This is a genomic window from Lactobacillus sp. UCMA15818, from assembly GCF_030400225.1.
Classification (GTDB): domain Bacteria; phylum Bacillota; class Bacilli; order Lactobacillales; family Lactobacillaceae; genus Liquorilactobacillus.
In genome coordinates this window covers 36,122-59,560 of the sequence record NZ_VJYB01000011.1, presented here as the reverse complement: position 1 = coordinate 59,560, position 23,439 = coordinate 36,122, and the positions used below count along the sequence as shown (strand labels likewise).

The window sequence follows — 23,439 nt, the reverse complement described above, 5'->3', positions numbered from 1 at the left end:
GCTAATGTGGTAGAACCGATACCACTTAAATATTCGGTTACAACTTTTATTTTGAAGTTCAAATTAAATTTCATTATAGTAAAACCCCCAAGATTGGATTTACGTCCAATCTTGGGGGTTCACTTTACATATAAAATTTTCTAAAGTCCATTTTATTATTAACGACACCAAAGTTTCCAGTCAACATAAATTATTTAGTTGAGATAAAATGCTAAATATAGAGCTAAAAACAAGCACTTCAGGAGGTTTACTATGTATCATCTTTTAAAACTAATTCGTGGCATTCTTTTATTACTACGAGATCTAACCCTTCAACGACCAGTAATTTCTATTGTCATTGCCTTATTATTAATTTTAATTGCCCTTTGGGGATTTTGGCGGCAAAAAAACCACTTTTAAAAATCAGTAATTAAGTTTCTTTACTAAAGATAACAGTTGTTCAACTTCACTGGCTGTTAAATGGCCAAAATAATTAGCAAAAATAGTCGTATCTCGCTTTGCCAATTCTTGTAATAAAGAATTACCTTTGTTAGTAATTTCAAGTTGATAAGTTCGGTGATCTGTTGCTGTTTGCCGAGTAATCAACTCTTTATCGACCAACACTTTTAGCGTCCGGCTAACAGCCGCTGGCTTGATATTTAGAATTTGGGCTAATTTCTGTGAGCTTTCTCCATGATAGCGTTTAATATTGACCAAAAGTTGATATTGTGAAGCATAAATATGATAATTTTTCAGTTCCTCATTTAATAAATTATTAATCCTTCGTGCTGATTGATTAAGCGCATGCGTTAAGTCTTTTTGAATTGCTGCTTGCAAATACTCCAGCTCCTTTTTCAAAAAAATTTCCGACTGATAATAAATACTAATGGAATAGTGATCACACTCAACAAAGTTGATAAACTCATTAGAGTGATTGCCGGCGATGGGTCTTCATGTTGCTGCAGTGTAAATAACACAACAATTCCGGCAACTGGACAAGCCATCATCAAAACAACTGCCGCTTGAGCCATTCCGGTAATTCCTAAAAATGAGATAACCACTACTGTCAACAATGGATAAATCAAATTCCGTAAAAAAACTGCTGCTACCAACTCCCAACTCAAACGGCAATCTTTTAAAGTGATATTAGCAAAACTATTACCAATTACCAACATTGATAGTGGTGTATTAATTGCACTGATATCGTTAATCAATTGCTTTAAAATTCCTGGAAGTTGCAGTGAACTAGCAAAAATTAACCCACCTAGCAAAATTGCTATAATGTTAGGATTAAATATGACCCGAAAAAATTCTTGCTTGATTCCGATTTTACTTTCTTCTTTGTTAAATAAAGCAACTCCATGAGTCCAATTAAAAAGATTAAAAAAGACAATCGGTACTACTGCATAAAAAACACCCCGATCACCAAACAACGAACTGACTAGCGGAATTCCAATGAAACCAGCATTTGAATAGATGCTGCCAAATTTTGTAATTCGCTGCAACCGTGGATCCGTAACTGCATGAAAGATCAACTTTGAGCACAAAATCTGCAATGAATAGATAATCAGCATTGAACTGGCAATCAATAATAACTGATCTAAACGCTGAGCTGAATAGTGAATTTCAAAAGATTTGATAATTAAACAAGGTGAAACTAAATATAATAAAATATTAGTTAAATCATTAGCAGTTTGTTCATGAATAAATTTTATCTTGTTGGCCAATAAGCCTAATAACATTAAACAAAACATCAAAAAAATTTGATTAAACAACAGCCCTATATTCATGTGACCGTCTCCCACTTCCAAAAAATTAGTTAACTAGTTAACAGTTGTAATAGTGGGATTTTGAAAACAACTTGTCAAGACCGCATTAGATTCATTTCTCTTCTAATGCTCGAGTTGTTTGTGCAATTGATAATTGTGGGGGAATTAAAGTTGACTTTCCAGGGCGTTTTTCAATCATTCCTAACAGCAGTTCAACCATTGATTGGGCAATTTTTTTAAGCGGTTGCTGTACCGTGGTTAAGTATTGTAATGAAATCTGATTAATAAAGACGCCATCAAAGCCAGTTACTCCAACGTCAGCGGGAATTTTAATACCCAAGTGTAAAAGTTGTTGTAAAGCTCCAATTGCAATCCGATCAGTGGCCGCAACAATCGCACTATTATCAGTTATAATTAATTGCTCGATTAGGTTGGCTGCTGTCTGTTCAGTATTATCGATCCGAAAAATAGTTGGCATTTTATTTAATTCCGTCATGGCTTGCAAATACCCTTCCTCACGCGAAATCGCAAAAGCCTCGTTCAAATCAAGTCCAAAATAAAGCAAGTTTTGATACCCACACTTTGCTAAATAGTGTGTCATTTGATAGGTGCCTTGGAAATTATCAATATCAACATATTTAATCGTTTGATCAAGCTGACCATAAGATACGATCGGATCAGATGACTTGGTTAATAATGGCAAGTCTTGTTGTCTTGCACCGCTGACAAAGGTTCCATCAACTTGACTAGAATGATCAGTCAAATCATGACTAATCTCCAATGTATAACCTTGTTCACGCAAATAATCTGCAATATATAACAATAGCTTGGCATAGTATGGATCGACTTGTTGAATATCTTCTAAAATTAGAAATTGAATAGCAAATTGGCGTTGCTGTGATAAAGCTTGTCCAACTCGACTAGGCTTATAACCTAACTTGCTAATAGCTTGCTGAACAGCTTGTCTGACTTCATCTGAAACCTGTTCGGGATGATGCAACACTCTTGAGACCGTCATCGTTGAAACATGTGATTCTTTGGCAACATCAGCTAATGTTATCATGAACCTCACCTCCAAAATTATTTTACTATACTCTGTTAGCCGAAAAATCTTGTTAGCGCTAACAGAGTTTTAAGCGTTTTCGAAATAAAATTAGCGTGCTACAATTAATTTGTGAAATCGATTTCAACTATTTATTTTAGGAGTGTCTACAATGGAAAACAAAAATAAAACTACTTTGCCTAATTTGCCATTATCCACCATTTGGATGTTAAGTTTTGGTTTTCTCGGAGTTCAAATGGCGTTTTCTTTACAAAGTTCTCAAATGGGAAGAATTTTTCAAACTCTTGGAGCAGACCCAACCAAGCTTGGCTTCTTCTTTATTTTACCCCCATTAGCAGGAATGGTTGTCCAACCAATCGTTGGCTATTTATCTGATCGAACATGGAGTAAACGCTTTGGACGGCGAATGCCTTACTTGCTAGTTGGCGCTTTAGTCTCAGTTATTGTAATGTTTTTATTACCAAATTCAGGCAGTTTCGGCTTCAAAACTTCAACTGCCTTATGGTTTGGCGCAATTGCTATTTTATTTATGGATTTGAGTTCAAATGTTGCTATGCAGCCATTTAAGATGGTTGTTGGTGATATGGTCAACGAAAAGCAAAAATCATATGCTTATTCAATTCAAAGCTTTTTGTCCAATACCGGTTCTGTTTTAGCAACAATTTTTCCTTACCTTTTGACAGCTATCGGTGTGGCTAATACAGCAGCTGCAGGTCAAGTTCCTGATTCTGTTCGAATTTCATTTTATGTAGGAGCAGTAATTCTGGTTATTTTTTCTTTAATTTCAGTTTTTTCAGTCCATGAATATGATAATGATACTTACAAGAAATATCATGGTGTAGCTTTAAATGAAGACAACGCTAACGAAAAAAGCAAAAGTATGCTGCAGTTATTAAAAGAAGCACCAAAAACTTTTTGGAGTGTTACTTTAACTCAATTTTTCTGCTGGATGGCTTTCCAGTATCTTTGGACTTATGGTGCTGGCGACGTTGCGGCAACAGTCTATCATGCTGCTGATCCAACCAGTTCTGGTTATCAAGCTGGTGCTAATTGGTTTGGAATCTTATCAGCCGTTTATGCAGTTGCTGCTGTTATCTGGTCACTGGTTTTATCAAAAATTCCGGCTGGTAAAAATAAACTTGGCTACACCTTATCATTATTTTTAGGTGCAATCGGCTTTATTTCAGTTTTCTTCATTCATTCACAATTTGGCTTGTTATTCTCATTTATCCTGATTGGTATCTCATGGGCTGGCATGATGGCTTATCCTTTCATTATGGTTACCAACGCACTTGATGGTTATTCACATATGGGAACTTACCTTGGTCTATTCAATGGTTCAATTTGCTTACCACAAATTGTTGCTTCAGTCGCTTCGTTTGCAATTTTTCCAGCAGTTGGAAGTAAATTTCCTGCAATGATTTTAATCTCAGGAATTTTAATGTTAATTGGTAGTCTTTCAGTTTCATTAATTAAAGAAAAAATATAAGATAGAGAAAAAGGGAGCTGATTTAGATGACAAATACTCGTTGGTGGAAAGGTGAGATTGTCTATCAAGTTTATCCACGTTCATTTCAGGATACAAACAATGACGGAATTGGTGATCTACAAGGAGTCATTCAGCATTTAGATTATCTAAAATCACTGGGAGTTACCATGATTTGGCTTTCTCCTGTTTACCAATCACCGATGGTCGACATGGGATACGATATTTCCGATTATCAAGCAATTGATCCGCAATTTGGTACTATGGCTGACTTTGACCAACTGTTGGTCGAAGCCAAAAAAAGAGGAATCAAATTGATTATGGATTTAGTTGTCAACCATACCTCAGATCAACATACTTGGTTCAAACAAGCATTGGCCGATCCAAGCAGTCCTTATCGTAAATATTATATCTTCAAAAAAACTACCGATGGAAAAGTTCCGAATAATTGGCGCAGTATTTTTGGCGGTTCTACTTGGACAGAGGTCCCCAATGAGCCCGGAACTTATTATTTTCATACATTTGCTCCGCAACAACCGGAACTAAATTGGGAAAATCCTAAATTACGGCACGCAATTTATCAAATGATAAATTGGTGGCTCGATAAAGGAATTGCTGGTTACCGAATTGATGCGATTACTCACCTGAAAAAGGATCTTGATTGGGCTAGTCTACCACCAGACGGTGATGATGGTCTAGTTGCTGTAACTAAAAAGGGGCAAAACCGACCTGGTTTAAATAAGTTCCTTGATGAATTAAAGGCAGCTACTTTTGATAAATATAATGCCGTTACAGTAGGTGAAGCCTATGGTGTTCCGGCAGGTGATTTACCACAATTCATTGGTCCTGATGGCTATTTCTCGATGATTTTTGATTTCAGTTACCTTAATATTGATATTGCCAATGTTGACGAATGGTATCGTGGTAAGGCTGACTGGTCGATTAAAGAGTTGAAAGACACCATCTTTTCGGCCCAAAAATCAATTAAGCAAGCTGGTGGCTGGACGGCCAATGTCTTAGAAAACCATGACCAACCTCGCGTTCTATCAAAACTAATTCGCAACAAAGCTGAACAAACTCCTCAAGCTGCCAAAGCTTTAGCGGCCATGTACTATTTCTTACCAGGAGTTCCATTCATCTACCAAGGTCAAGAAATTGGCATGAAGAACTTTCAGCGAACTAAAATTTCTGAGTTTAATGATGTTTCATCAATTAACAATTATCAAATGGCTCTCAAAGCTGGCTTCCAGCCACAACAAGCACTAGAGCTTTTAAATGATCGTTCTCGTGATAATGCTCGGACACCAATGCAATGGGATAATACCAGCTTTGGTGGTTTCTCAAGGACTCAGCCTTGGTTAAGCATGGGAAATGATCGCCAAAAAATTAACGTAACAGATGAAAATTTAGATCCTACATCTGTACTGAACTTCTATCGAGCAATGGGAAAATTACGGCATAATCCGCACTATCGGTCAACCTTAATCGATGGCAAATTAATTGAACTCCCGGTTCCTGATGACGTCATCGCCTATCAACGCCAACTGGGAGAACAAATAATTAGTGTTTTCGTTAATTTGTCTGCCGAAAGTCAAAAAGTCTCCCTTCCTACCGGCTCACTTCTACTTAACAGTCAAACCAACTTAGTTCAAGATGCTACTAATTTAATTTTGCATCCTTATCAAGCGGTTGTTTTTGAAACGGATTAAAATTGTTTTCAAGCGGTAACTACAAAGTCAAACCTTTTAACTTTGTAGTTACCGCTTTTTTAGATTCCTTCTTATTTTTAAAAGGTAGATTGCAAATTTAATCCGAATTTTTGGACAAATTTGTCAGCATAACCTGATACGGTGTTTGCCAGTCGAGTATTTTAAGCGGTCGCTGGTTAATTTGGAGTAACGTCGTCGTTAAATCTTGAGCACTAATGTGCTCAAAACGAGTCCCTTTAGGATAAAAATAACGTAAATTCCGATTAAAGCGTTCATTACTACCACGTTCAGCTGGAGTATACGCCAACGGCAAGAATGTCAACCGCACATAACTAGCATCAGTGACTTGAAAATCGATTTCAGCACCCAAATTAGTGCTATACATCACGTCTCGATCCGCAATTTGCTTGACCGCCCAACGCCCCTGAAAGTATGCCGGCATCAAGGGTTGATTGGCCTGCGTTATTTGATAATCCACGTTTTTCCCTCCTATACCTCTTGTTTACTCAAACTCGATCATCCTATTTATTCTTCCGTTAACTTGTCATGAAACATGGTTAAAACGTGTTATTTAGTTGGCTTACTGTTCGTCAGCCGATGTGCGTCCTATGCCGACTTCCTGGGCTGGGTGCCAATTGCTGGAACGTAAGCCGACGTCGATTTGAGCTAACGCAGGCTTCAGTGGCACCGAGCACGTTTCGGTAAGCCGCTCGAATGGCTGATAAACAACCACCGAACTTAGCGCAATTTATCGTTGACTATTTTGATACTGGAACTTTAAACAAAGTGTTAGGTGCATTAGCACTTTGTCGGGAGATTAAATCTTACTACGCTGATTCAGAATTAGTGAGTTATCTCAATATCAATTTCAGTCTGACAGTCGATTGACACAATTACCGGTTATGAAAAGCAACGACAAAGCCATCAAATGTTAGGTACATCTTTGTCCGCCATTCGAACACTGTCCCGACTGGAAGGCGTTTCGGCCAATGCTCAGCGGTGAAATTCCACTTAGCAAGCGTCCTTGGCTTGGTTAGTGGAAGACCAGTATTTAAGACGTGGTCTTCGGCTTAAATCTGTGTCCACCGCGTTCCAGCAATTGGCAGAAATTCCTGGAAGTCGGTGTAGGACGCGCCAACTAAGCAATTTTACGCTAACTCGGACTTTTTCCAGCGGGCCTAAGCTGGCTGCTTTTGGATTTAAAAAATAGCACGTTTTAATCATAATCACTGTCAGCAATAATCAGCCCATCCGAAATTAATACTGTTATTTTGCAAAACTTGACGCCTATCAAGTTGCCATCAAGCTGAACTCACTATACTAGGGTCATCAAATCAAATAAGGAGTTGCAAATTATGAAATTCCAATTATTTCTCACTAAACATACGAATCAAATTACATTAGTTACGGGGATTCTGATTGTTCTTGGGATGCTCAGTAAATATCTCTTACAATTTACGCTCGGTTACCAAGTCATTTTAGCAGTTGCTTCAATTATTGCCGTCATTCCGATTGCGGTTCGTGCTTGGAGCGCACTTCGGAACAAAGTTTTCAGTATTGAACTGTTAGTTAGTATCGCAGTGATTGGGGCATTCATTATTGGTGAATTCAACGAATCCGCAATCGTTACTTTCCTCTTCTTGTTTGGCTCCTATCTCGAAAACAAGACCTTGCAGAAGACGCGGACCGCAATCAAAGGCTTGACTGACATGTCACCAACTACCGCAACTTTAGTTACTGATGATGGCACCGAAGAGGTCGACGTTGATGATGTGGACGAAGGTGACGTTGTCCTAGTTAAAACCGGGAGTCAGGTTCCCGTTGACGGGATTGTTGTTGAAGGTAACGGCTACCTTAACGAAGCCTCAATTACGGGTGAAGCACGCCAAATCAACAAGCAACTCAAGGACTCGGTTTACTCCGGAACAATGGTTGAAAATGGCTATCTGAAGATCAAAGCGACTCAGGTTGGCGACGACACGACTTTTGCAAAAATTATTGAATTGGTTGAAGAAGCTCAAGATACCAAGTCCAAAGCTGAAAAGTTCATCGACCGCTTTGCTCAATATTATACGCCTGCTGTCCTCGTTTTAGCAGTCCTAGTCTTCGCCTTCTCCCGTGACTTCCGCTTAGCAATCACTGTACTAGTTCTCGGTTGCCCAGGTGCCTTAGTTATCGGCGCCCCAGTGTCAAACGTTGCCGGAATTGGGAATGGCGCCAAGCGCGGTATCCTGATCAAGGGTGGTGAAGTCGTCGATACTTTTGCCAAAGTCGATACCCTGGTCTTCGATAAGACCGGTACTTTAACGGAAGGTAACACTGCCGTTACAACCATGCACACTTACACAAACAATGCGGATAATCAACTAGCTATCGCCGCCGCTATTGAGGGGGTTTCCGACCATCCGTTAGGCCAAGCAATCGCCAGTTATGCCGACCAGCAGTCAGCGGGGGGTGCTCCCGTCCTAGATGACACTGAAACCGTTAAGGGCCAAGGAATCTGCGCACAAGTCGGTAAGCAAGAAGTTGTCATTGGTAATCAAAAGATGTTGACAGCTCATAATATCAAACTAAATCCTACCCAACTCAAAGATCTCAATGATTTACAAGCTGTTGGTCAATCAACCGTTATCATGGCAGTCGACGGACAAGTTCAACTCATCTTCGGTATTGCCGATACGATTCGTCCAGGCGTGAAGGATTCCCTCGCCGCATTAAAAGCCCAAGGAATCAAAAAGCTCATTATGCTAACTGGAGACAATGAACTCACCGCTCAAGCCGTTGCTAACGAATTGAACCTAGATGAAGTTCACGCCAACCTCTTGCCAGAAGAAAAAGTCGAATACGTTAAGAAACTAAAAGCAGCCGGTAACACGGTCGCCTTTATTGGAGATGGAATCAACGACAGTCCTTCAATCGCTAACGCCGATATCGGAATCGCAATGGGTAGTGGGACTGATGTTGCCATCGACACATCCGATGTCGTCTTGATGCAATCAAGCTTCCCCGCATTAGTACACGCCCACGGTCTCGCCAAGAAAACTGTCTCGAACACTCGTGAAAACATCTTCATCGCCATTGCCACCGTGGCCTTCCTACTGATTGGGCTAATCTTCGGTTATATCTACATGGCCAGTGGGATGTTTGTCCATGAAGCTAGTATCTTAGCCGTTATCTTCAACGCTATGCGGTTAATCAATTTCCAAACCAGGTTCGACAAGCACCAACCAACTAAAACCATTCAAGCAGCCACAGCTTAATCAAGTCTCCCCAACTTGGTTACAGGCCTAGCCACCAATAGCGGCCCACCAACTAGTCTTCCCAGCTAGTCGGGGGGCCGTTTTAGGACTGGTCACATCTGGACAAATAACTTTCTTATAAATACCCAGGGGGTATATTGTTTAATGAATAATAATTACTAAGGAGTCATTCAAAATGATTAAAGAAATACATGACCAAGATTTTGCCAAAGAAACAGATACTGGTATCGCCGTTATTGATTTTCGCGCAGACTGGTGCCCACCATGTCGCATGATGGACCCAATTCTTAAGTCCCTTTCTGAAGACCCAGCTTACAAGGATCAGGTCAACTTCGTTTCATTGAACATTGACCATGACCAAGCTACGGCCAGTCAATTCCAAGTTCAAGGAATTCCAACCTTCCTGATTAAGAAAGATGGCCAAGTCGTCAGTCACATGGTCGGAGCACGTCCTAAGCCTGATTTTGAAGCCGAACTCAAAAAAGCACTTGCCTAATTACGAAGGGGGCATCATGAATCATGGCAACTACTGAAGAATATGTCACTAGCAAGCAGATCAAGACCCGGCTGAAACGCTCGGCTGGTCAACTGGACGGCGTTTTACGTATGATGGACGAAAATCGTCCTTGCGAAGATGTCTTGGTTCAACTTTCAGCAGTGAAATCAAGTATCGACAAGGCCATGAAACTCGTCATCGCCCGTAATATTAATAATTGTGTAGATGCGATGACCACGGCTGATGTTCAGAATCTTGAACACTCCTTGGATCTACTGCTAAAAACCAAATAACGCAAAAAAGACGGTGTCGTCAATCTCGCGGTAAAGCGAACCCCCTGATCTGGAGTAAATCCAAACTCAGGGGGTTTATTTTATTCCGAAGAAAACAATTTTTTGCTCCAGATTTATCAATCATTCGTCTCGTGAATTCTCACAAATCTACAAATGTGTTCACACTATATTTGCAGGCCTGTCCTATAAAATGAATGATTCTGATCTCTTATAAACATTTTCTTAGCCGGAGTATTCTGTGCAGAAAATCAAAAATATCTACGCTTTCCAAGCCACCATTAAACCCGGCGAAAGAAGCCATAACTGCTCAGAGTAACTATCAAAGTCACAGATTAAACTTTTCTGGGAAACAATATCATGAAAAAAATTCATTTAAATCTTCCTAATCATAATACGGAAATTTTTTGTCAAAATATCGCTGAATGCTTCGATAATGTTGTTTATTAAAGATTTCTGGTAAATCCCCTTGAGCAAAATATTGCAACTTGCTTGTCTCAGGGCTAGTCACATTCTCATGCCCACCAATTAACCGCACAACAAATTCGATAACAACGGCCTGTGCAACATCACCATTTGGATATTCTTGGATGTGATTAGTAGTGACTCCAAGTAAAGAATTGACTTCAACAGAGAGACCAGTTTCCTCTAGGTATTCTCTTTTACATGCTTCTGGGGCTGTCTCGCCAAATTCAATTGCACCACCTGGGAGACCCCATGCATCAAAATCTGTTCGTCTTTGTAAGAGAATCTCATGTTTATCATTTTCTAATATACCACCCGAAAATGCTAAAATAATCGGTTGGTGTCCAACACTTTTTCTCAAAGACCTTATATAATCAGTTCCCATTGAAGTTGCCTACTTTCTATTTGCAATCATCTTTTTGTGAATTCTGTTAGGTGTACTGGAATCTTGTGGAGTTTTGGTTATACCGTCTTTTTAGTACCAGTTGACGCAGTTAAACATCGTATCTGTCAGGCAACTTATCGAGTCAATCTTTCCAATCGCCCTTTTTCCAGTCATCATGGTTCCAATCATCGTCGTCATCACTGTGGGACTGCTCAGCATCCTTGGGCGCTCGTTTTGCTCGTTTCAACAGCACCGCCGTTGAAACCACCGTTACGAACCCAGTCGCAATAATAAAGACAAATGTCCACATCACAATATCGCTAATCGCCATCTCGGGGCTCTCCCATTAATTTAATTGTCGTTAGTATAGCGCAGGCCCGTTGTAATAGCAAAAACGCCCTGGATAGTTTGCCCACACAGTCGCTATCCAGAGCGTTTAATTTTTCAGCGACAACGACCTAATCGTTGTCATCCTCATCTTCTTCCTCCAAACCAGTTCGAGCATCGTTACCAAGATAAGCTTGTAATTCCCGAATATTGCAATTGTTACTGCCACGATAAGCAACTAACCAAGCCGCCAGTGCCGGCCGGGTTTCTTTTTCAGCAAGCTTGATAGCCCGGTCAACGAATAGGTTTTCCGTATCAAAATCCTTGATTGTTGCAGCCACGAGTTCATCAGCAGATTGATACTTGAAAGCCCCATTTTCTTCCAACATGGAATACTTGGTTAATTCAGCCGTTGTGGAAGATGGCTTCTGGTTTTCATCTAGGAGTAATTCGCCTAATTCAGCAAACTGACGGACATTCTGATCTAACAAACGTTGATATGCTGTCCGCAATGCCAATGATTGTGGTCCTTTAACGTACCACTTCACTTGGGTCAACTTAACATAAGCAACCATTAAGTTAGATAAAATGTGATTCGTCATTGCGCCCGCTGTTGGGACATGGTGATCAATGTCACTCTGTTTTAATTCCGCTGCGTATTGTTCGTCGATCGTCAGTTCACTCATCGTTTATTCCTCCTACTTAACCTTGACGTTTTCAACTTCGTAACCAAGTCCGGTAACAACTTGTGCCAAATCATCGGCATTCGTCACTTCAGGATCAAAGTTAGCCTTGACCTTGCTGGCATTGAATAGCACCTTAACATTCTCAACGCCGTCATGGTTAGCAACGGCCTTTTCGATCTTGGTCATGCATGATGGGCAAGTCAACGTTCCTAATTGCATAATAATTTTCATAATCAATTACCTCCGTGTCGTTCATTTGATGGTTCCATCATAACCGGATTTGATTGATCAGAACTTGACGGCCGTCAAGAAATTCAAAAAAGTTTTACGCTACAATATAGTTATTAAAACAGTAGGAAATTTAAAACGTCAAACCCTATCTACCAAGCAAAATCTGTTATAGTTAGGGTGAATTTATTCAGGAGGTGGGCCTTATGGCAGAACATGAATGTGTGCAGTTAGTCCCAATTTTTAGCGAACTCGGTAGTGAACAATTAGACACCATCGAATCGATCGTTCGTCACCACCACTATCCAGCCGGCAGCACTTTATTTGGTGCTGACGATCCACTGGATTCACTGATGATTGTTGCCAATGGGCAGGTTAAAGTCTATCAGCTAGCTGCCAATGGTCGCGAGCAGTTACTATACCTATTACAAACTGGTGATATCGATGGCGAAGCTGCCTTATTTAAAAATCAACGGCGAACCTCATTCGGTGAAGCCTTAGTAACGACGGATGTTTGCAGTATTCGCCGTTCAGACTTTCAAGACTTGATGCAAAAATATCCCAGTATCAGCATCAACGTCTTAAACGTCTTTGGCAAACGTCTCAGTCAACTGGAACGTCAAACAACCAGCACGGCCACTGAATCCGTCGAAGCCCGTTTAGCGAACTATATCACTGAAACAGCGGCAGCGCTCAAAACCGACACGTTTAAACTACCATTAAAGAAAAAGGACCTGGCGACGTTCCTCGGCACCACCCCTGAAAGCATCAGCCGTAAGCTCGCCTTATTCGAGCGTCAAGGCCTAATTACGCAAAAGCCTGGCAAGGTCATCGAAATTAACGATGCCGACCAGCTATTATTAACTGAATAATGACTACTAATTAAATTATCCTTAATCCCCCGGATGACTAGCGAAATCACTGTTAGTCATCCGGGGGCTTTTACGTCAACCATCACGCTGCCTCATAAGGTGATTTACAGGCACTAACAGCTCCTGCATGCCGATAATTCAGAAGTAATCTTGACCTTTACATTAACATTCACAACCCATCAGCTACTAATTCAGGACTATTAAGATGGTAGATTTATGCTGCCAATATTTTTCTTGTTATTGTGCAGTGTATCTGCATTAAATAAGTTAAGAGAGTTCGATAACTCCAGTGTTAGTGTAAAATTTTACTCGGTAGGACGTTCGGCCTTAACAAATTAAAAGAAGACCGTTAATCTTCTAATTGAGTCACTACAAACAATTAGGAAAGAAGAACGGTCTCCATGTCACAAATTGTAGCAGTTATTTTGAATAGTTTAAAGGGCGAATTGTCAAACTAAGTGCAACGGTTTGTCAATTCGCCGTTTTACATTTAAATTACAAGTGCATACCCCCATCTTCATGCCGGTTTCGAGTTTGGTGTTGCCGTTGCTTTTTCGTCATTTCCCACTCAGTCTCTTTTAAGCCGCGTGCCTGTTTTTGTCGTTCGTAATCTTCATCACGAGCATATAGAACAGTCATGATCGCGTCACTAAAGGCCGTCTTTAAGTAATAGTCTGGACTAACTGGCTTGTAATTTAGCGGTTGATAATGCCCCATATTTGCTTTTCTGTACTGGTCGTCCTTGGCTTGTTGCTCTTTTAACTGCTTTTGGATTTTCTCGATTTGACTGTTCTTAATCGTCGGATCAGCTTTGCATTCGCCAAAAAAGAGTTGTTTAGTACCATCATGCTTTAAAACCCGTTGTAGGTGATGATTCTCTAACTGATCTAAGCTCAGCTGTCCCGATAAATAAGCTAGTCCTTGTTGATGTTCTTGGGGACTGAACACCTGTGGTGGATTTGCTTGCCACTGTTCAATTGTTTCAGCCTGACATGGCTTTAAAACAGGATCATAGTACATCACGGCTGTATAGGCTTGTTCCTGTTTAATCATTGGTAATTCATTAAAATTGCCGTTAGGAAAGGCTCTTCTTAAAACTTCCTGGTATTGGGTTTGAATAACTTGCTTAACAGCCATGATTGTTCGCAAATCTTTGACTGCGCGAGTAATCTTTTGCTGCTCGGTTGGTGAATACTTTTCTAGTAGAGCTTGATCAACGTGTTCTAGACTTTCTAAGCTATCATCATGAATCATCAGCGTATATTTAAGCTCGATTTTGACTTCCTTTTCTTGTTGCATTAATAACTTCCAGCCAACGTATGGCCGTTTGGTAAAGGTCAATAATTGTCGGGTCAATAAATCATCACGAATATTCATTAAACGTTCGTTTAATTCACTGCCTTTGAAAATCGTTTGTTCACTATTAGTTTCTTTAATCAATTCCCGTCGTTCAGCCGCGGTTGTCTGTTCAAAATCAAGCTCTGGATAAAGTTTTTTAGTCGTGCGATCAACTACTTTATTTAAGAGCTCATCTGCTTTTTTTAGTGAACTTTCTTGTTGGTTAATTGTCAATAATTGCTTAGTGACATCTTCACCAACAGCGTGCTTAATTAAGGTACTGTTTTTCCAATTAAATAGCATGCGCCGCTTATCATCTAAACTTTCCAAACTAATATAAGTTTTCAGTTCGTGGCTTAACTCTTTGACCACTTTTTTCTCGTTAAACGAGAAGTGTTTACTTAGGCTATCTAAGTGACCTCGATTAGCTACTTTTTCCTGCATATTTTTATAGCTAGCTTTGGACTTACGATAGTTCTTAACTTGTTGATTAAATGCCTTTCTTTCATGCCGTTTGCTATTGATTCCCTCGTGTTGCATTGGTGTGTCAGCTATTCCCTGTTCCACAAATGATTTTTCACTGATCCGATCAGGAATGTTTTTTTGCTCTAAAGCCTGATTTACACTTGCCGCCCAATTGTGCCGCCATTCAGTTATTTTTTCTTTTTTATCCCAATCAACCAACCAAATTTTTCGGTTTCTCACATTCCCTGCAGGGGTCTTAGTTTTATTACCATGACTATCTAAAATGTATTCTGTTTTTGTTTTCTGTCCCCAAGTACCATCGGGGTTAAATGGGCGATTGGTTAACATCACGTGTGCGTGTGGATTATCTGGGTGATCACGATGAATCGCTACATCGGCTACCATGCCTTGATCAACAAAGTTTTCTTGCACGTATTTAGTTAATAATGTTTTTTGTTCATCTACACTTAACTCAATTGGTAAAGCCACGTTAAACTCTTTTGCATACCGTGAGTTTGATTTACGGTCTTTCTTTTCAACTTCATTCCACAACTGCTCTCGATCACTCGCCCATTCAGGTGAATTTTTTGGCGTCAAAATAAAGCTTTCTGGCATGATCGATCGGGCATAAAAATAGTGGCGACCTTCCTTATCATCAAATAGCTTTTCACCACTTCGATAAGCAGCACTGGCAATGGCACTTCGTCCTTTACCGGCACTAATATTACTAAAACTCATATGAAAGATTGCCATATCAGTCACCTTCTCACTTTGGTTCTATGGGTTTAACTTTGTTGTCGCCATCGGCGACTTCTAATACAGGTTTTAATGGGTTTAGCACAACGTCATTTTTGATGACGTGTAAGTGCGCATTGACCTCGTTTAACTCGAACAATGATTCCTTAATATCTATTATTATTTTACTATTTTTTTAGTGGGTATTCAACTAACCAGTTGTCATTAATTATTTTTAGTGATAATATTTAAGTGACTTTACTAAGCGATTTAGGAGGAAACTGTTATGTCATTAACCAAATTTCAAAAACAACAACAACAATTTGAAGAACTTAACCGAAAAATAAAGGCTGAAAAAGTTAAGATTGAACAGAACTTAGGTAAGCAAATTATTAAGCAAGCTAATTTAGACTATGCTAATTTATCTAATGCTGAAATAAAAGCCCTCGCTCAAAAAGTTTCTAACTTTCTAAAAAATAATCAAGCCTAAATTGGTGGTGTTTCAAATGACTAATCAATATGAAAAGTTGGTCAACCAGCAAGCACGTTTAAAGAAAAAAATAGAACAAGAGAATTTCAAACTTCGCCAATCAGAATATTATGAAAATGCTAAAAAAAGAAAAGAACGAACTAGATTATTAATTCAAAAAGGAGCACTCTTAGATAAATACTTTGAAATCGACAATCTTAATACTGATGAAACAGAACAATTTTTGAAAATTTTTTCTGACTATGTGAAAAACAAAAAGCCTGATAAGTTCAAAAAAGACAATCCTACAAACTAGGGCTGTATTTTTTGTTCTCTTTGTTTTTTTGTAAGCCTATTTCTGGATTCTTTTTAGCAAACTCTTTAAGTTGATTTTGAGTTCTATTACTGATTTCTTTTCTAATTAAATCTATTTCTTTTTGTTGCTTAGTATTTGCCTGATTCAGCTTAGTATACTCTTCATTCAATTGGGTATCATTTAATTTCTTTATTCGTTGTTCTTTAGAAACGGCTTCGTGGTCTTTTGAAGTAAATTGAACTCTTTCTTTTGAAATGCTTTTATCCTCTCGGACGTTTGATAAAAATTTAGCATACGTTCTCGTTCATTAGTTAATTTGTTTTTTGCATATTCAACTAGTCCTGGTACATCTTCGTTAACTTCATATTGGATATATTCATCACGATTTTTTCTTTCAATAACCAATATCGGTTCTTTTTTTAGAACCAAGCCATAATCAATCAACATCCTTCCTGTTCTACCATTACCGTCACTAAATGGGTGTATTCTTTCAAATTCAATATGTTTTTCCATTAAAGTAGTCAAAGTATCATCAAGGCTTTTATCAGTTTGAAATGCTTGATTAAGTTGATCACACCAGGCTTGTATTTTGTTAGATACCTCAAAGGGTTCTGCCGTTTTAAACTCCGCACCCTGAATATAGTTCGGCAGACTCTTATACTGTCCGCCGTCTGGTAGTATGTGATCGGTTAATAATCTGTGAAAATTACGCACTATTAACGGCAAAAAGGGTCTTTTGTCTGTTGCTTCTTTAAAAAGATAGTCAAAAGCTTGTCGGTGATTTTCTACCTCAAAAACCTCTTTTAAAGAATGCCCTTTTTCACTTGGAAGTTGGCCATACGCTAAAATTAATCTAGTATCATTTAAGGTTAGTGTATTTCCCTCAATTCCTGTCGAATGATACGCAAAACGAATTAGCACATCTTTTAAGTATTCTTCACTTTATGGACTATACATAATCTTCTACTCCCTTTTATTCTTGCTTTAAAGACCATTCAGCAAATTTTAGATTCGTCACATCCTTTTAATAGAATCAAATAAGAACGTCGCTACGCTACATTTTTTAGATTGTATAGTTACGCTGGCCAGCTTTGAAATTATTGAGTAACGAATCTTGAACCTCTTTGAGAACATTTGAATCTTTGATTGGTAAGACAACTTGTTGCATAGTCTTTTCTCCTTTTCTTGAAATATTAAAGCAGTTATGTTATTATTTTTGTAAGGAAAAAGTAAGGAGATGATATTGTGAGTGCAGGCAATGTAACTAAGGTTAGCTCGAAGATCACAAGTAAAAATCAGATTACAATTCCTAAAACAGTACGTGAACTGTTAAAAGTTCGGTCTACTGACACAATTGAATGGCAGATTGAACCAAATGGTAAAGTAATGATTGTTCGTAGTAAACCGGATCTATGGCAACTTGTTGATGAACAAGAAAAAAAGTTTGGAAATCTCAGTACAACAGAAGTTGATTGGGGTAAAGACGTAGAAAGTGAAGACTTTGATTAATGAAATTAAAACAAGGCGCTATTTTGTGGATTAATTTAGATCCGGCTAAAGGCACTGAAACTAAGAAAAAGCGACCGTGTTTAATTGTGAGCAACGATCACTATAATCGCTATTTTAATACGATCCTTGTTGTACCAATAAGTACATCTGATAAATATCGTACCCTGGAAAAGTATGTTAAATCACCGTTATTTATCGGGGTAGACAAGGAAGAAATTCACGGCACAGCATTATTGCAACATGTTCGTGCCATCGATCCAACAAAACGATCAGATGGCGAAGTTGTGGCCACTTTATCTCAGCAAGAAATTAGTTCAATTAGTACAAAGATCCAACAATTTTTCTGAAAAATAGACGTTATTTGTTAATGAAAGAAAAATAATAACACCCTATATATACATTATAGATATAGGGGTGCTATTTTAACAATGTTTTTAAGGGGTTATTTAATTACTTATAGACCCTCTTAAACTGCTTATTGGAAATTTATCTATCGCTCAACGCCCAAGTTACGTTAAATCCAAGATTTTCTAGGTTACGTTTAACGGTTTGCAAATAATGGAATAGTGTCCTTTTTATTATTTGCTTTCATAATTAAGAAAATAATTTCCCTTCTCAGTTGAACTAGTCGGTGCTAAATCCTTCTCTGTTAGTAAATTATTTATGGAATCAATAAAATCTGGTTCAATTTACGGTCGACGTAAAATAGACGTTGAATCAGTTTTTGGTGGATTGAAGGCTTGTTTAGGTTTTAGAAGATTTTCAGTTAGGGGGCTTGAAAAGGTAAAAAGGGAGGCTGGAATTGCCTTGATGGCAATGAATATTAGAAAATTGGTGGCGAAGAACACCAATTATAATTATTTTATAACACAAAAGAAGAGATTAGTGAAAATCAAAGAACGATTTTCACTAATCTCTTTTGTTTTGAAGGACTTATGGCACGGACCCTCTTCATAACGTGTAACCCTAAATAAAAATGCTCCTATGATGATATTTTACCAAACTAGCAAAACTAGTCCGGAATCTCATCATAAGAGCATGTATACTTGTGTATAGTAAGTTTGCTGAACTGCAACAAATACAGGAGGAACAAATGTTTTTAGCAATGAGAGAGATTAAAAAAGAAAAACTACGGTACGGCTTGATTCTAACAGTCGTCGTCTTAATCAGTTATTTGATTTTCATTTTAAGTGCCCTGGCGCTCGGGCTGGCAACAGCTAACACCGCTGCGGTGGACAGCTGGCAGTCTAAGTCCTTTGTAATGACCAAAGACGCTAATGGCAATGCCGGACAGTCATTACTGACAACGAAACAGGTGGATCAGTTAAGCGACGACAAAACCGCAACACTTGGCATTACACCAGTTAATATGAAAATTGGCGGAAAACGTGAATCCGCACAATTCGTTGGGATGAATAACGACGAGTACATCGCTAAAAACCTACAATTAACCAAGGGGCACTTGCCAAAGGCAGCTAACGAAGTCGTCCTCGCTGACTCAGTTGATAAGGATATTAAGGAACTAAAGTCACTCAATAATTTTTTTGGAACTAAAGTATAGGGGTCAATGGAACATCCATACGAAAAGTAGCGGTAGGATCCCGAACAAAAAATCAGAAACGTTGATTTAACAGCGTTTCTGATTTTTTATATTGGCTTTATTTAAAAAGAGCTCTGGAACATTCGTACGAAAAGTAGCGGTAGACTTTAAAAACCGAACAATCTTATTTTTCGTCTGCTTCATCCAATGGTCTTAAATGACCATTTTCTAACGCTTCATTATATTGGAACGTGTACTTACCGACAAAGTTAATGTGTTCAAACATCAGTGGCGATAATTTGCCGATCATGTCGTCAGAACAATCAAACCCTTCTGATTGCATCTGCGTCACAATCTTTTCCAGGTAAACGGTATTCCAATAAATAATGGCATTCGTGACTAAACTGAGAGCGTTTAGTTGTTCTTCCATACCATCAAAATACGTTTGATAAAGCTTCCCTTTCCGACCATAAAAGATGTTTCGACAAAGCGCGTGCCGAGCTTCACCTTTATTTAGCTGTTCCAAAATTTGACGCGCATAAATCTCATCTGAAAGATAGCGTAATTGATGTTTCGTTTTATAGACTTTGCCGTATTCATTAATCGCTTTACCCAAAGCGGTTGGGTGGCCTTCACGTTGCAAGGCCTGAGTTAATTCTGTCGCATTGACCTTACCAGACTTTAACGAACCGGCCACGCGTAAAATATCCTCCCAATGTTCTTCAATCAACCTTAAATTAATGCGGTTTTGAGACACCCCATTTAAGACTTGATAATCAGCGGTCGAATCAATCCGCCATAGCTTGGTTCCCTGACTATTAGCAATTCGGGGACTGAACTGAAAACCTAATAGGCCAAATAAGCCAAAGACTAAATCGCTATAACCGGCGGTGTCGGTCATAATCTGAGTGGGTTCCAAACTGCTGCCTTGATTTAAAAAGCCTTCTAATAGGTAGAGAGAATCTCGTAAGGTCCCTGCAACCACCATGCCATGAAAGCCGATATATTGATCAGAAACAAAATTGTAAAAAGTAACCCCGCGACCGCGGCCAAAGTATTTTGGATTGCTACGAGAATATAAAGACCTTTGGGGGGTAACGTAACGAATGCCATCGGCCGAAGCCATTTGACCGTCGCCCCAGATGAGCGCACTTTTTAATTTTTTATGCGCGTTAATAATGCGGCGATTGGCGGCGGCAAGGGTATCAATTCGCAAGTATTGATGGTCCACGTACATTAACCGATCGTATTTTAGACTATTTGAACTGTTTTTAGCCACTGGCGAAAGGCCAATGTTACAAGCCTCAGCTAATAAAACCGCTAAAATACTAATATCAACGTGTTTCATCTTCGTCCCACTTTCACTAACGTGACTAAAACATTGTGTTAACTGTAACTGTTGGTTAACCTCCAAGAGAATATCCGATAAATCAATTTTGGGAATTAAATGCCGAACCCGACTTTTAAAGGCCGCTTCGTCCTTTTGTTCACGGACTTTGCGTAATTTGGCCACAATAATTTTTTCTTGGCCGTCAACCTCTTTGACCTGGGCCATTTCTGAATCAGCCCAATTTTTTAGGGCCTCGGCATAGGATAAAGCTAAATCCTGTTTCACCGCTTCAACGGCTGCTTGACCAGTCTGCGGTAAATCAAGTTGTTGAATCAAAACGGCCTTTTGTTGACGCCAAGTAGACTTATCAATTAAGCAGGCCATGGGATCAAGATAGCGATTACTTTGCCGGACGTAAATATCATGACGCTTAAGACCATGAACCAGAAGCTCGATGCCGGCAATCAACACACACTGATTGGTTACTTGGGGGTTCTCACGAATATAATAACGCCATTTTTTCGGTAGTTTTTCGACGATCTGTTCAAACATCCGATAGGTAACCGGGCGCGGAAACCGTTGGCGAATAAACTCCCCAACCATCAGACAATCTTGGCCATTGGTAGTCCCTTCAAAAACAATAGTGGCTAAAATATCCGGAATGAATTTCCGGAATTTTCGATAAGCATTTAACAGTTCTTCAATGGCAATTGGTTCTCGCTCATTACGCACTAACTGATTAACCTGGGTAACGGCTGACTCAATTATTTCAGGTGGATAAGTTGCTAAAACTTTGTTTCTGAGATCTTGACTGCTGATCGTTTCGTCCATCAATAACCTGACAATCTGGGAGAGCGTTAAAGCTGCATGATCAAAATCTTTAATGGTTCGCAGCCGTTCCTTGGCTTCTTTATTTTTGGCCCGTTTAAAAAGCGTCTCGTAGAAGCGTGAAAGAGCTAGTAATTGTTCATCCATCGCTCGTTTGCGATACTCGGAAACAAAAGCGACCAATAACGCCGTTTGTCTTTTGACGGACATCCGTTTAATCAGACTGGCCTTGGCTTTAAAAGCATAGTTGGCCAGATTCTTTAACTTTCCTGCTGGAATTGCGCCTAATTGCCAATCCTCAGTTTTAAATTGTTGAAACTGTTTTAATCGAGTAAAGCCACGGTTAATTTCTTTGCGGCTTTCATCCATCAAAGGATTTCTTAAGAGATCCATTTTAATGGTGGCCCCATAGATGGGTTCCCCAACGGCAGTTAACAGATTTAAAAGTCGGTCCGTTTCTTCCGCTGAAGGGACGGCCACTAATTGACTATCCAAAAGGTCGGCGGCAACCTCCGTGACCCCATTAACAAAGCGTTCAAAGGTGGTCACCCCTGGTAAGAGAATTTTTTCATCCAAACATTTTTTTAGCAGCATATCAAAAAGTAGTTTTTCGGTTTCGTTTGTAAAACGCGCTCGCTCAAGCAGCCAGTCGTTCAGGCTCGCTTTGACCGCGGGATCAGTAAAGGCTTGATAATGATATTTTCGCTTAATCAGCGCCATATGTTGGCTAATGGTCATTTTTCGCGTGTAGCCTGCTAATGCCCGACCATCAATAGTTAACTGTTTAGCTAAATAATCAATTACCTCAGCTGGGACTTGTTGTAGATTAGTTGGAAAAGTTCCTAAAAATCTAACTGAGCTCAATTGAACGGCAAAGCCTAATTTAGTCGTTGCGGAACGCATTTCATCAATTAACGCGCGATCAAAATCAGTTAATTGAAAATACAGCCGCAGTTGATCGGCAGAAGAGATGCCCTCAAAAGTTCCGAAGCTTTGTTGGTGATGCGGGTTAGTCGGCATATTATTCTCCAATGTTTTTAAAAAACTATAGTTTTTGGAAAGGTTTCGCTATACTTTGATTAGGTTGATTTAACCGGGTTTTGAGTTTTCAAAAACTCATTATCAAAAAGTTTATAATAAACCATTGCCAAAAGATAGCTAAATTTACCCTGGCTATCAAAAAACTAAGGAGTCACTCATGATTATTGGATATGCACGGGTTTCAAAAGATGATCAGAATCTCAATCGCCAAATTGATCAATTAATGGCTTATGGTGCCGAAAAAATCATTCAAGAAAAGTTTACCGGGACCCGGCAAAGAAGACCGGGAATTACCCAGCTTCTCCAAACCATTCGGGCTCATGATGTCGTGGTCGTTGAAAGTATTTCCCGCTTGGGCCGCAATACGTTGGACATTTTAAATCTGATTCAATTACTGCACCAAAAACAAATTAAGTTTGTTTCTTTAAAGGAGCAGATGGACACCGAGACCCCAACTGGTCGAGCCATGCTGCAAATGATGAGTGTGATTGCGGAACTGGAGCGGAATTTATTAGCTGATCGGGTTAAAGAAGGGATTGCGGCCAGTCGTCGGCGTGGCGTGACAGTTGGCCGACCACGAATCGCCCAAGAAAAGTTGGATATTGCCATTCGGATGTATCAAAGTGGTGACTATTCAGTTAAAGAAATTTTGGCCACCAACCAAATTTCCTCAGGAACTTTTTACCGCGAAGTGAATCGGTTAAAACTAAAAAAGCTTAAAAGAAAAGATGACCCATCTGCTTCTCACAACTGACTTCTAAATATTATGGATTCCAAAAAAGATTTACGACCTTTAGTTTTAACAAAGTTGACAAGCCATTGGAGTAGCTCTTATACTATACATAGATGATCG

The 23,439-nt window shown here is 39.3% G+C and carries 24 protein-coding genes and 4 pseudogenes; 14 read left to right on the top strand and 14 right to left on the bottom strand.

Going from position 1 to position 23,439, the window contains the following annotated elements; genetic code table 11:
• Positions 1-402 precede the first annotated feature (402 nt).
• From FFX44_RS10445 to FFX44_RS10435, 3 genes are all read right to left on the bottom strand, one after another.
• A complete protein-coding gene (locus FFX44_RS10445) occupies positions 403-816 on the bottom strand; it encodes a MarR family transcriptional regulator (RefSeq protein WP_289980715.1) in 414 nt (137 codons plus the stop codon).
• A gap of 17 nt (positions 817-833) precedes the next feature.
• Entirely contained in the window at positions 834-1,769 is a 936-nt protein-coding gene (locus FFX44_RS10440) for an AEC family transporter (protein ID WP_289980713.1), read from the bottom strand.
• Between the two features lie 91 nt (positions 1,770-1,860).
• Entirely contained in the window at positions 1,861-2,811 is a 951-nt protein-coding gene (locus tag FFX44_RS10435; protein WP_289980711.1) for a LacI family DNA-binding transcriptional regulator, read from the bottom strand.
• A gap of 151 nt (positions 2,812-2,962) precedes the next feature.
• Between FFX44_RS10435 and FFX44_RS10430 the strand changes: the two genes are divergently transcribed.
• Together FFX44_RS10430 and FFX44_RS10425 are read left to right on the top strand one after the other, a co-directional pair.
• Positions 2,963-4,300: an SLC45 family MFS transporter gene (locus tag FFX44_RS10430; protein WP_289980710.1), complete on the top strand. Its 1,338-nt coding sequence runs from the start codon at positions 2,963-2,965 to the stop codon at positions 4,298-4,300.
• Between the two features lie 26 nt (positions 4,301-4,326).
• Positions 4,327-6,006, top strand: a complete 1,680-nt coding sequence (locus FFX44_RS10425) for an alpha-glucosidase (protein ID WP_289980709.1) — start codon at positions 4,327-4,329, stop codon at positions 6,004-6,006.
• A 97-nt stretch (positions 6,007-6,103) separates the two neighbouring features.
• Here the strand turns inward: FFX44_RS10425 and FFX44_RS10420 are convergent.
• Both FFX44_RS10420 and FFX44_RS12660 read right to left on the bottom strand, forming a co-directional pair.
• A pseudogene (locus FFX44_RS10420) lies at positions 6,104-6,310 on the bottom strand (IS30 family transposase); the annotation flags it as partial.
• Positions 6,305-6,484: pseudogene (locus tag FFX44_RS12660) on the bottom strand (endoglucanase); the annotation flags it as partial. The pseudogenes FFX44_RS12660 and FFX44_RS10420, both read right to left, overlap by 6 nt.
• A 236-nt stretch (positions 6,485-6,720) precedes the next feature.
• Here FFX44_RS12660 and FFX44_RS10415 point away from each other — a divergent pair.
• From FFX44_RS10415 to FFX44_RS10400, 4 genes are all read left to right on the top strand, one after another.
• Positions 6,721-6,894 (top strand): hypothetical protein, encoded by a 174-nt coding sequence (locus tag FFX44_RS10415; RefSeq protein WP_134813758.1) that lies wholly within the window; start codon positions 6,721-6,723, stop codon positions 6,892-6,894.
• A gap of 467 nt (positions 6,895-7,361) precedes the next feature.
• Positions 7,362-9,266, top strand: a complete 1,905-nt coding sequence (locus FFX44_RS10410) for a heavy metal translocating P-type ATPase (protein WP_224289078.1) — start codon at positions 7,362-7,364, stop codon at positions 9,264-9,266.
• Between the two features lie 175 nt (positions 9,267-9,441).
• The gene (locus tag FFX44_RS10405) at positions 9,442-9,762 is read left to right on the top strand and encodes a thioredoxin family protein (protein WP_003643543.1); all 321 of its coding nucleotides are present in this window, start codon (positions 9,442-9,444) and stop codon (positions 9,760-9,762) included.
• A gap of 23 nt (positions 9,763-9,785) precedes the next feature.
• On the top strand, positions 9,786-10,055 hold the full coding sequence (locus FFX44_RS10400; protein WP_003643024.1) for a metal-sensitive transcriptional regulator: 270 nt from the start codon (positions 9,786-9,788) through the stop codon (positions 10,053-10,055).
• A gap of 382 nt (positions 10,056-10,437) precedes the next feature.
• On the opposite strand, the gene FFX44_RS10395 is transcribed toward FFX44_RS10400, so the two are convergent.
• The 4 genes from FFX44_RS10395 to FFX44_RS10380 form a co-directional block, all read right to left on the bottom strand.
• Complete coding sequence (locus tag FFX44_RS10395) at positions 10,438-10,902, bottom strand: NUDIX hydrolase (protein WP_224289080.1); 465 nt, start codon at positions 10,900-10,902, stop codon at positions 10,438-10,440.
• Between the two features lie 142 nt (positions 10,903-11,044).
• Positions 11,045-11,233 (bottom strand): hypothetical protein, encoded by a 189-nt coding sequence (locus FFX44_RS10390; RefSeq protein WP_265246882.1) that lies wholly within the window; start codon positions 11,231-11,233, stop codon positions 11,045-11,047.
• A gap of 127 nt (positions 11,234-11,360) precedes the next feature.
• Entirely contained in the window at positions 11,361-11,915 is a 555-nt protein-coding gene (locus tag FFX44_RS10385) for a DNA starvation/stationary phase protection protein (RefSeq protein WP_057869874.1), read from the bottom strand.
• Positions 11,916-11,927: 12 nt separating this feature from the next.
• Positions 11,928-12,149, bottom strand: coding sequence for a heavy-metal-associated domain-containing protein (locus tag FFX44_RS10380; RefSeq protein WP_024272221.1), 222 nt, complete (start codon positions 12,147-12,149; stop codon positions 11,928-11,930).
• 200 nt (positions 12,150-12,349) lie between these two features.
• Between FFX44_RS10380 and FFX44_RS10375 the strand changes: the two genes are divergently transcribed.
• Entirely contained in the window at positions 12,350-13,015 is a 666-nt protein-coding gene (locus FFX44_RS10375) for a Crp/Fnr family transcriptional regulator (protein WP_057869873.1), read from the top strand.
• 495 nt (positions 13,016-13,510) lie between these two features.
• Here FFX44_RS10375 and mobQ read toward each other — a convergent pair whose 3' ends face one another.
• On the bottom strand, positions 13,511-15,571 hold the full coding sequence (gene mobQ / locus FFX44_RS10370) for a MobQ family relaxase (RefSeq protein WP_289980696.1): 2,061 nt from the start codon (positions 15,569-15,571) through the stop codon (positions 13,511-13,513).
• A 268-nt stretch (positions 15,572-15,839) separates the two neighbouring features.
• Between mobQ and FFX44_RS10365 the strand changes: the two genes are divergently transcribed.
• On the top strand, positions 15,840-16,043 hold the full coding sequence (locus FFX44_RS10365; protein ID WP_057869871.1) for a hypothetical protein: 204 nt from the start codon (positions 15,840-15,842) through the stop codon (positions 16,041-16,043).
• Positions 16,044-16,059: 16 nt separating this feature from the next.
• Positions 16,060-16,338, top strand: a complete 279-nt coding sequence (locus FFX44_RS10360) for a hypothetical protein (protein WP_057869870.1) — start codon at positions 16,060-16,062, stop codon at positions 16,336-16,338.
• Here the strand turns inward: FFX44_RS10360 and FFX44_RS10355 are convergent.
• From FFX44_RS10355 to FFX44_RS10345, 3 genes and pseudogenes are all read right to left on the bottom strand, one after another.
• Positions 16,328-16,507, bottom strand: coding sequence for a hypothetical protein (locus FFX44_RS10355; RefSeq protein WP_057869869.1), 180 nt, complete (start codon positions 16,505-16,507; stop codon positions 16,328-16,330). The two genes, FFX44_RS10360 and FFX44_RS10355, sit on opposite strands and share 11 nt — an antisense overlap.
• 20 nt (positions 16,508-16,527) lie before the next feature.
• Positions 16,528-17,259 carry a Fic family protein gene (locus FFX44_RS10350; RefSeq protein ID WP_289980690.1) on the bottom strand — a complete coding sequence of 244 codons (732 nt, stop codon included), beginning with the start codon at positions 17,257-17,259 and terminating at the stop codon, positions 16,528-16,530.
• A 145-nt stretch (positions 17,260-17,404) separates the two neighbouring features.
• A pseudogene (locus FFX44_RS10345) lies at positions 17,405-17,506 on the bottom strand (site-specific integrase); the annotation flags it as partial.
• 77 nt (positions 17,507-17,583) lie between these two features.
• Between FFX44_RS10345 and FFX44_RS10340 the strand changes: the two are divergent.
• The 4 genes and pseudogenes from FFX44_RS10340 to FFX44_RS10325 all read left to right on the top strand — a co-directional run bounded on the left by FFX44_RS10340 (position 17,584) and on the right by FFX44_RS10325 (position 19,408).
• On the top strand, positions 17,584-17,847 hold the full coding sequence (locus tag FFX44_RS10340; protein ID WP_001748062.1) for a type II toxin-antitoxin system PrlF family antitoxin: 264 nt from the start codon (positions 17,584-17,586) through the stop codon (positions 17,845-17,847).
• Positions 17,847-18,194 carry a type II toxin-antitoxin system PemK/MazF family toxin gene (locus tag FFX44_RS10335; protein WP_057869868.1) on the top strand — a complete coding sequence of 116 codons (348 nt, stop codon included), beginning with the start codon at positions 17,847-17,849 and terminating at the stop codon, positions 18,192-18,194. The genes FFX44_RS10340 and FFX44_RS10335 overlap by 1 nt, the downstream gene beginning before the upstream one ends.
• A 340-nt stretch (positions 18,195-18,534) precedes the next feature.
• A pseudogene (locus FFX44_RS10330) lies at positions 18,535-18,804 on the top strand (transposase); the annotation flags it as partial.
• Between the two features lie 136 nt (positions 18,805-18,940).
• A complete protein-coding gene (locus FFX44_RS10325) occupies positions 18,941-19,408 on the top strand; it encodes a hypothetical protein (RefSeq protein ID WP_261909596.1) in 468 nt (155 codons plus the stop codon).
• 163 nt (positions 19,409-19,571) lie between these two features.
• Here the strand turns inward: FFX44_RS10325 and FFX44_RS10320 are convergent, their stop codons facing one another.
• Complete coding sequence (locus tag FFX44_RS10320) at positions 19,572-22,565, bottom strand: Tn3 family transposase (protein ID WP_289980687.1); 2,994 nt, start codon at positions 22,563-22,565, stop codon at positions 19,572-19,574.
• A gap of 178 nt (positions 22,566-22,743) precedes the next feature.
• Here FFX44_RS10320 and FFX44_RS10315 point away from each other — a divergent pair, with 178 nt between their 5' ends.
• A complete protein-coding gene (locus FFX44_RS10315) occupies positions 22,744-23,340 on the top strand; it encodes a recombinase family protein (RefSeq protein ID WP_003582117.1) in 597 nt (198 codons plus the stop codon).
• Positions 23,341-23,439 lie beyond the last annotated feature (99 nt).

What these genes read in the sequence shown, in the direction of transcription:
- FFX44_RS10440 (WP_289980713.1), bottom strand. Translation starts at nt 1,769, where the DNA reads ATGAATATAGGGCTGTTGTTTAATCAAATTTTTTTGATGTTTTGTTTA.
- FFX44_RS10435 (WP_289980711.1), bottom strand. Translation starts at nt 2,811, where the DNA reads ATGATAACATTAGCTGATGTTGCCAAAGAATCACATGTTTCAACGATG.
- FFX44_RS10430 (WP_289980710.1), top strand. Translation starts at nt 2,963, where the DNA reads ATGGAAAACAAAAATAAAACTACTTTGCCTAATTTGCCATTATCCACC.
- FFX44_RS10425 (WP_289980709.1), top strand. Translation starts at nt 4,327, where the DNA reads ATGACAAATACTCGTTGGTGGAAAGGTGAGATTGTCTATCAAGTTTAT.
- FFX44_RS10415 (WP_134813758.1), top strand. Translation starts at nt 6,721, where the DNA reads ATGGCTGATAAACAACCACCGAACTTAGCGCAATTTATCGTTGACTAT.
- FFX44_RS10410 (WP_224289078.1), top strand. Translation starts at nt 7,362, where the DNA reads ATGAAATTCCAATTATTTCTCACTAAACATACGAATCAAATTACATTA.
- FFX44_RS10405 (WP_003643543.1), top strand. Translation starts at nt 9,442, where the DNA reads ATGATTAAAGAAATACATGACCAAGATTTTGCCAAAGAAACAGATACT.
- FFX44_RS10400 (WP_003643024.1), top strand. Translation starts at nt 9,786, where the DNA reads ATGGCAACTACTGAAGAATATGTCACTAGCAAGCAGATCAAGACCCGG.
- FFX44_RS10395 (WP_224289080.1), bottom strand. Translation starts at nt 10,902, where the DNA reads ATGGGAACTGATTATATAAGGTCTTTGAGAAAAAGTGTTGGACACCAA.
- FFX44_RS10390 (WP_265246882.1), bottom strand. Translation starts at nt 11,233, where the DNA reads ATGGCGATTAGCGATATTGTGATGTGGACATTTGTCTTTATTATTGCG.
- FFX44_RS10385 (WP_057869874.1), bottom strand. Translation starts at nt 11,915, where the DNA reads ATGAGTGAACTGACGATCGACGAACAATACGCAGCGGAATTAAAACAG.
- FFX44_RS10375 (WP_057869873.1), top strand. Translation starts at nt 12,350, where the DNA reads ATGGCAGAACATGAATGTGTGCAGTTAGTCCCAATTTTTAGCGAACTC.
- mobQ (WP_289980696.1), bottom strand. Translation starts at nt 15,571, where the DNA reads ATGGCAATCTTTCATATGAGTTTTAGTAATATTAGTGCCGGTAAAGGA.
- FFX44_RS10365 (WP_057869871.1), top strand. Translation starts at nt 15,840, where the DNA reads ATGTCATTAACCAAATTTCAAAAACAACAACAACAATTTGAAGAACTT.
- FFX44_RS10360 (WP_057869870.1), top strand. Translation starts at nt 16,060, where the DNA reads ATGACTAATCAATATGAAAAGTTGGTCAACCAGCAAGCACGTTTAAAG.
- FFX44_RS10335 (WP_057869868.1), top strand. Translation starts at nt 17,847, where the DNA reads ATGAAATTAAAACAAGGCGCTATTTTGTGGATTAATTTAGATCCGGCT.
- FFX44_RS10325 (WP_261909596.1), top strand. Translation starts at nt 18,941, where the DNA reads ATGTTTTTAGCAATGAGAGAGATTAAAAAAGAAAAACTACGGTACGGC.
- FFX44_RS10320 (WP_289980687.1), bottom strand. Translation starts at nt 22,565, where the DNA reads ATGCCGACTAACCCGCATCACCAACAAAGCTTCGGAACTTTTGAGGGC.
- FFX44_RS10315 (WP_003582117.1), top strand. Translation starts at nt 22,744, where the DNA reads ATGATTATTGGATATGCACGGGTTTCAAAAGATGATCAGAATCTCAAT.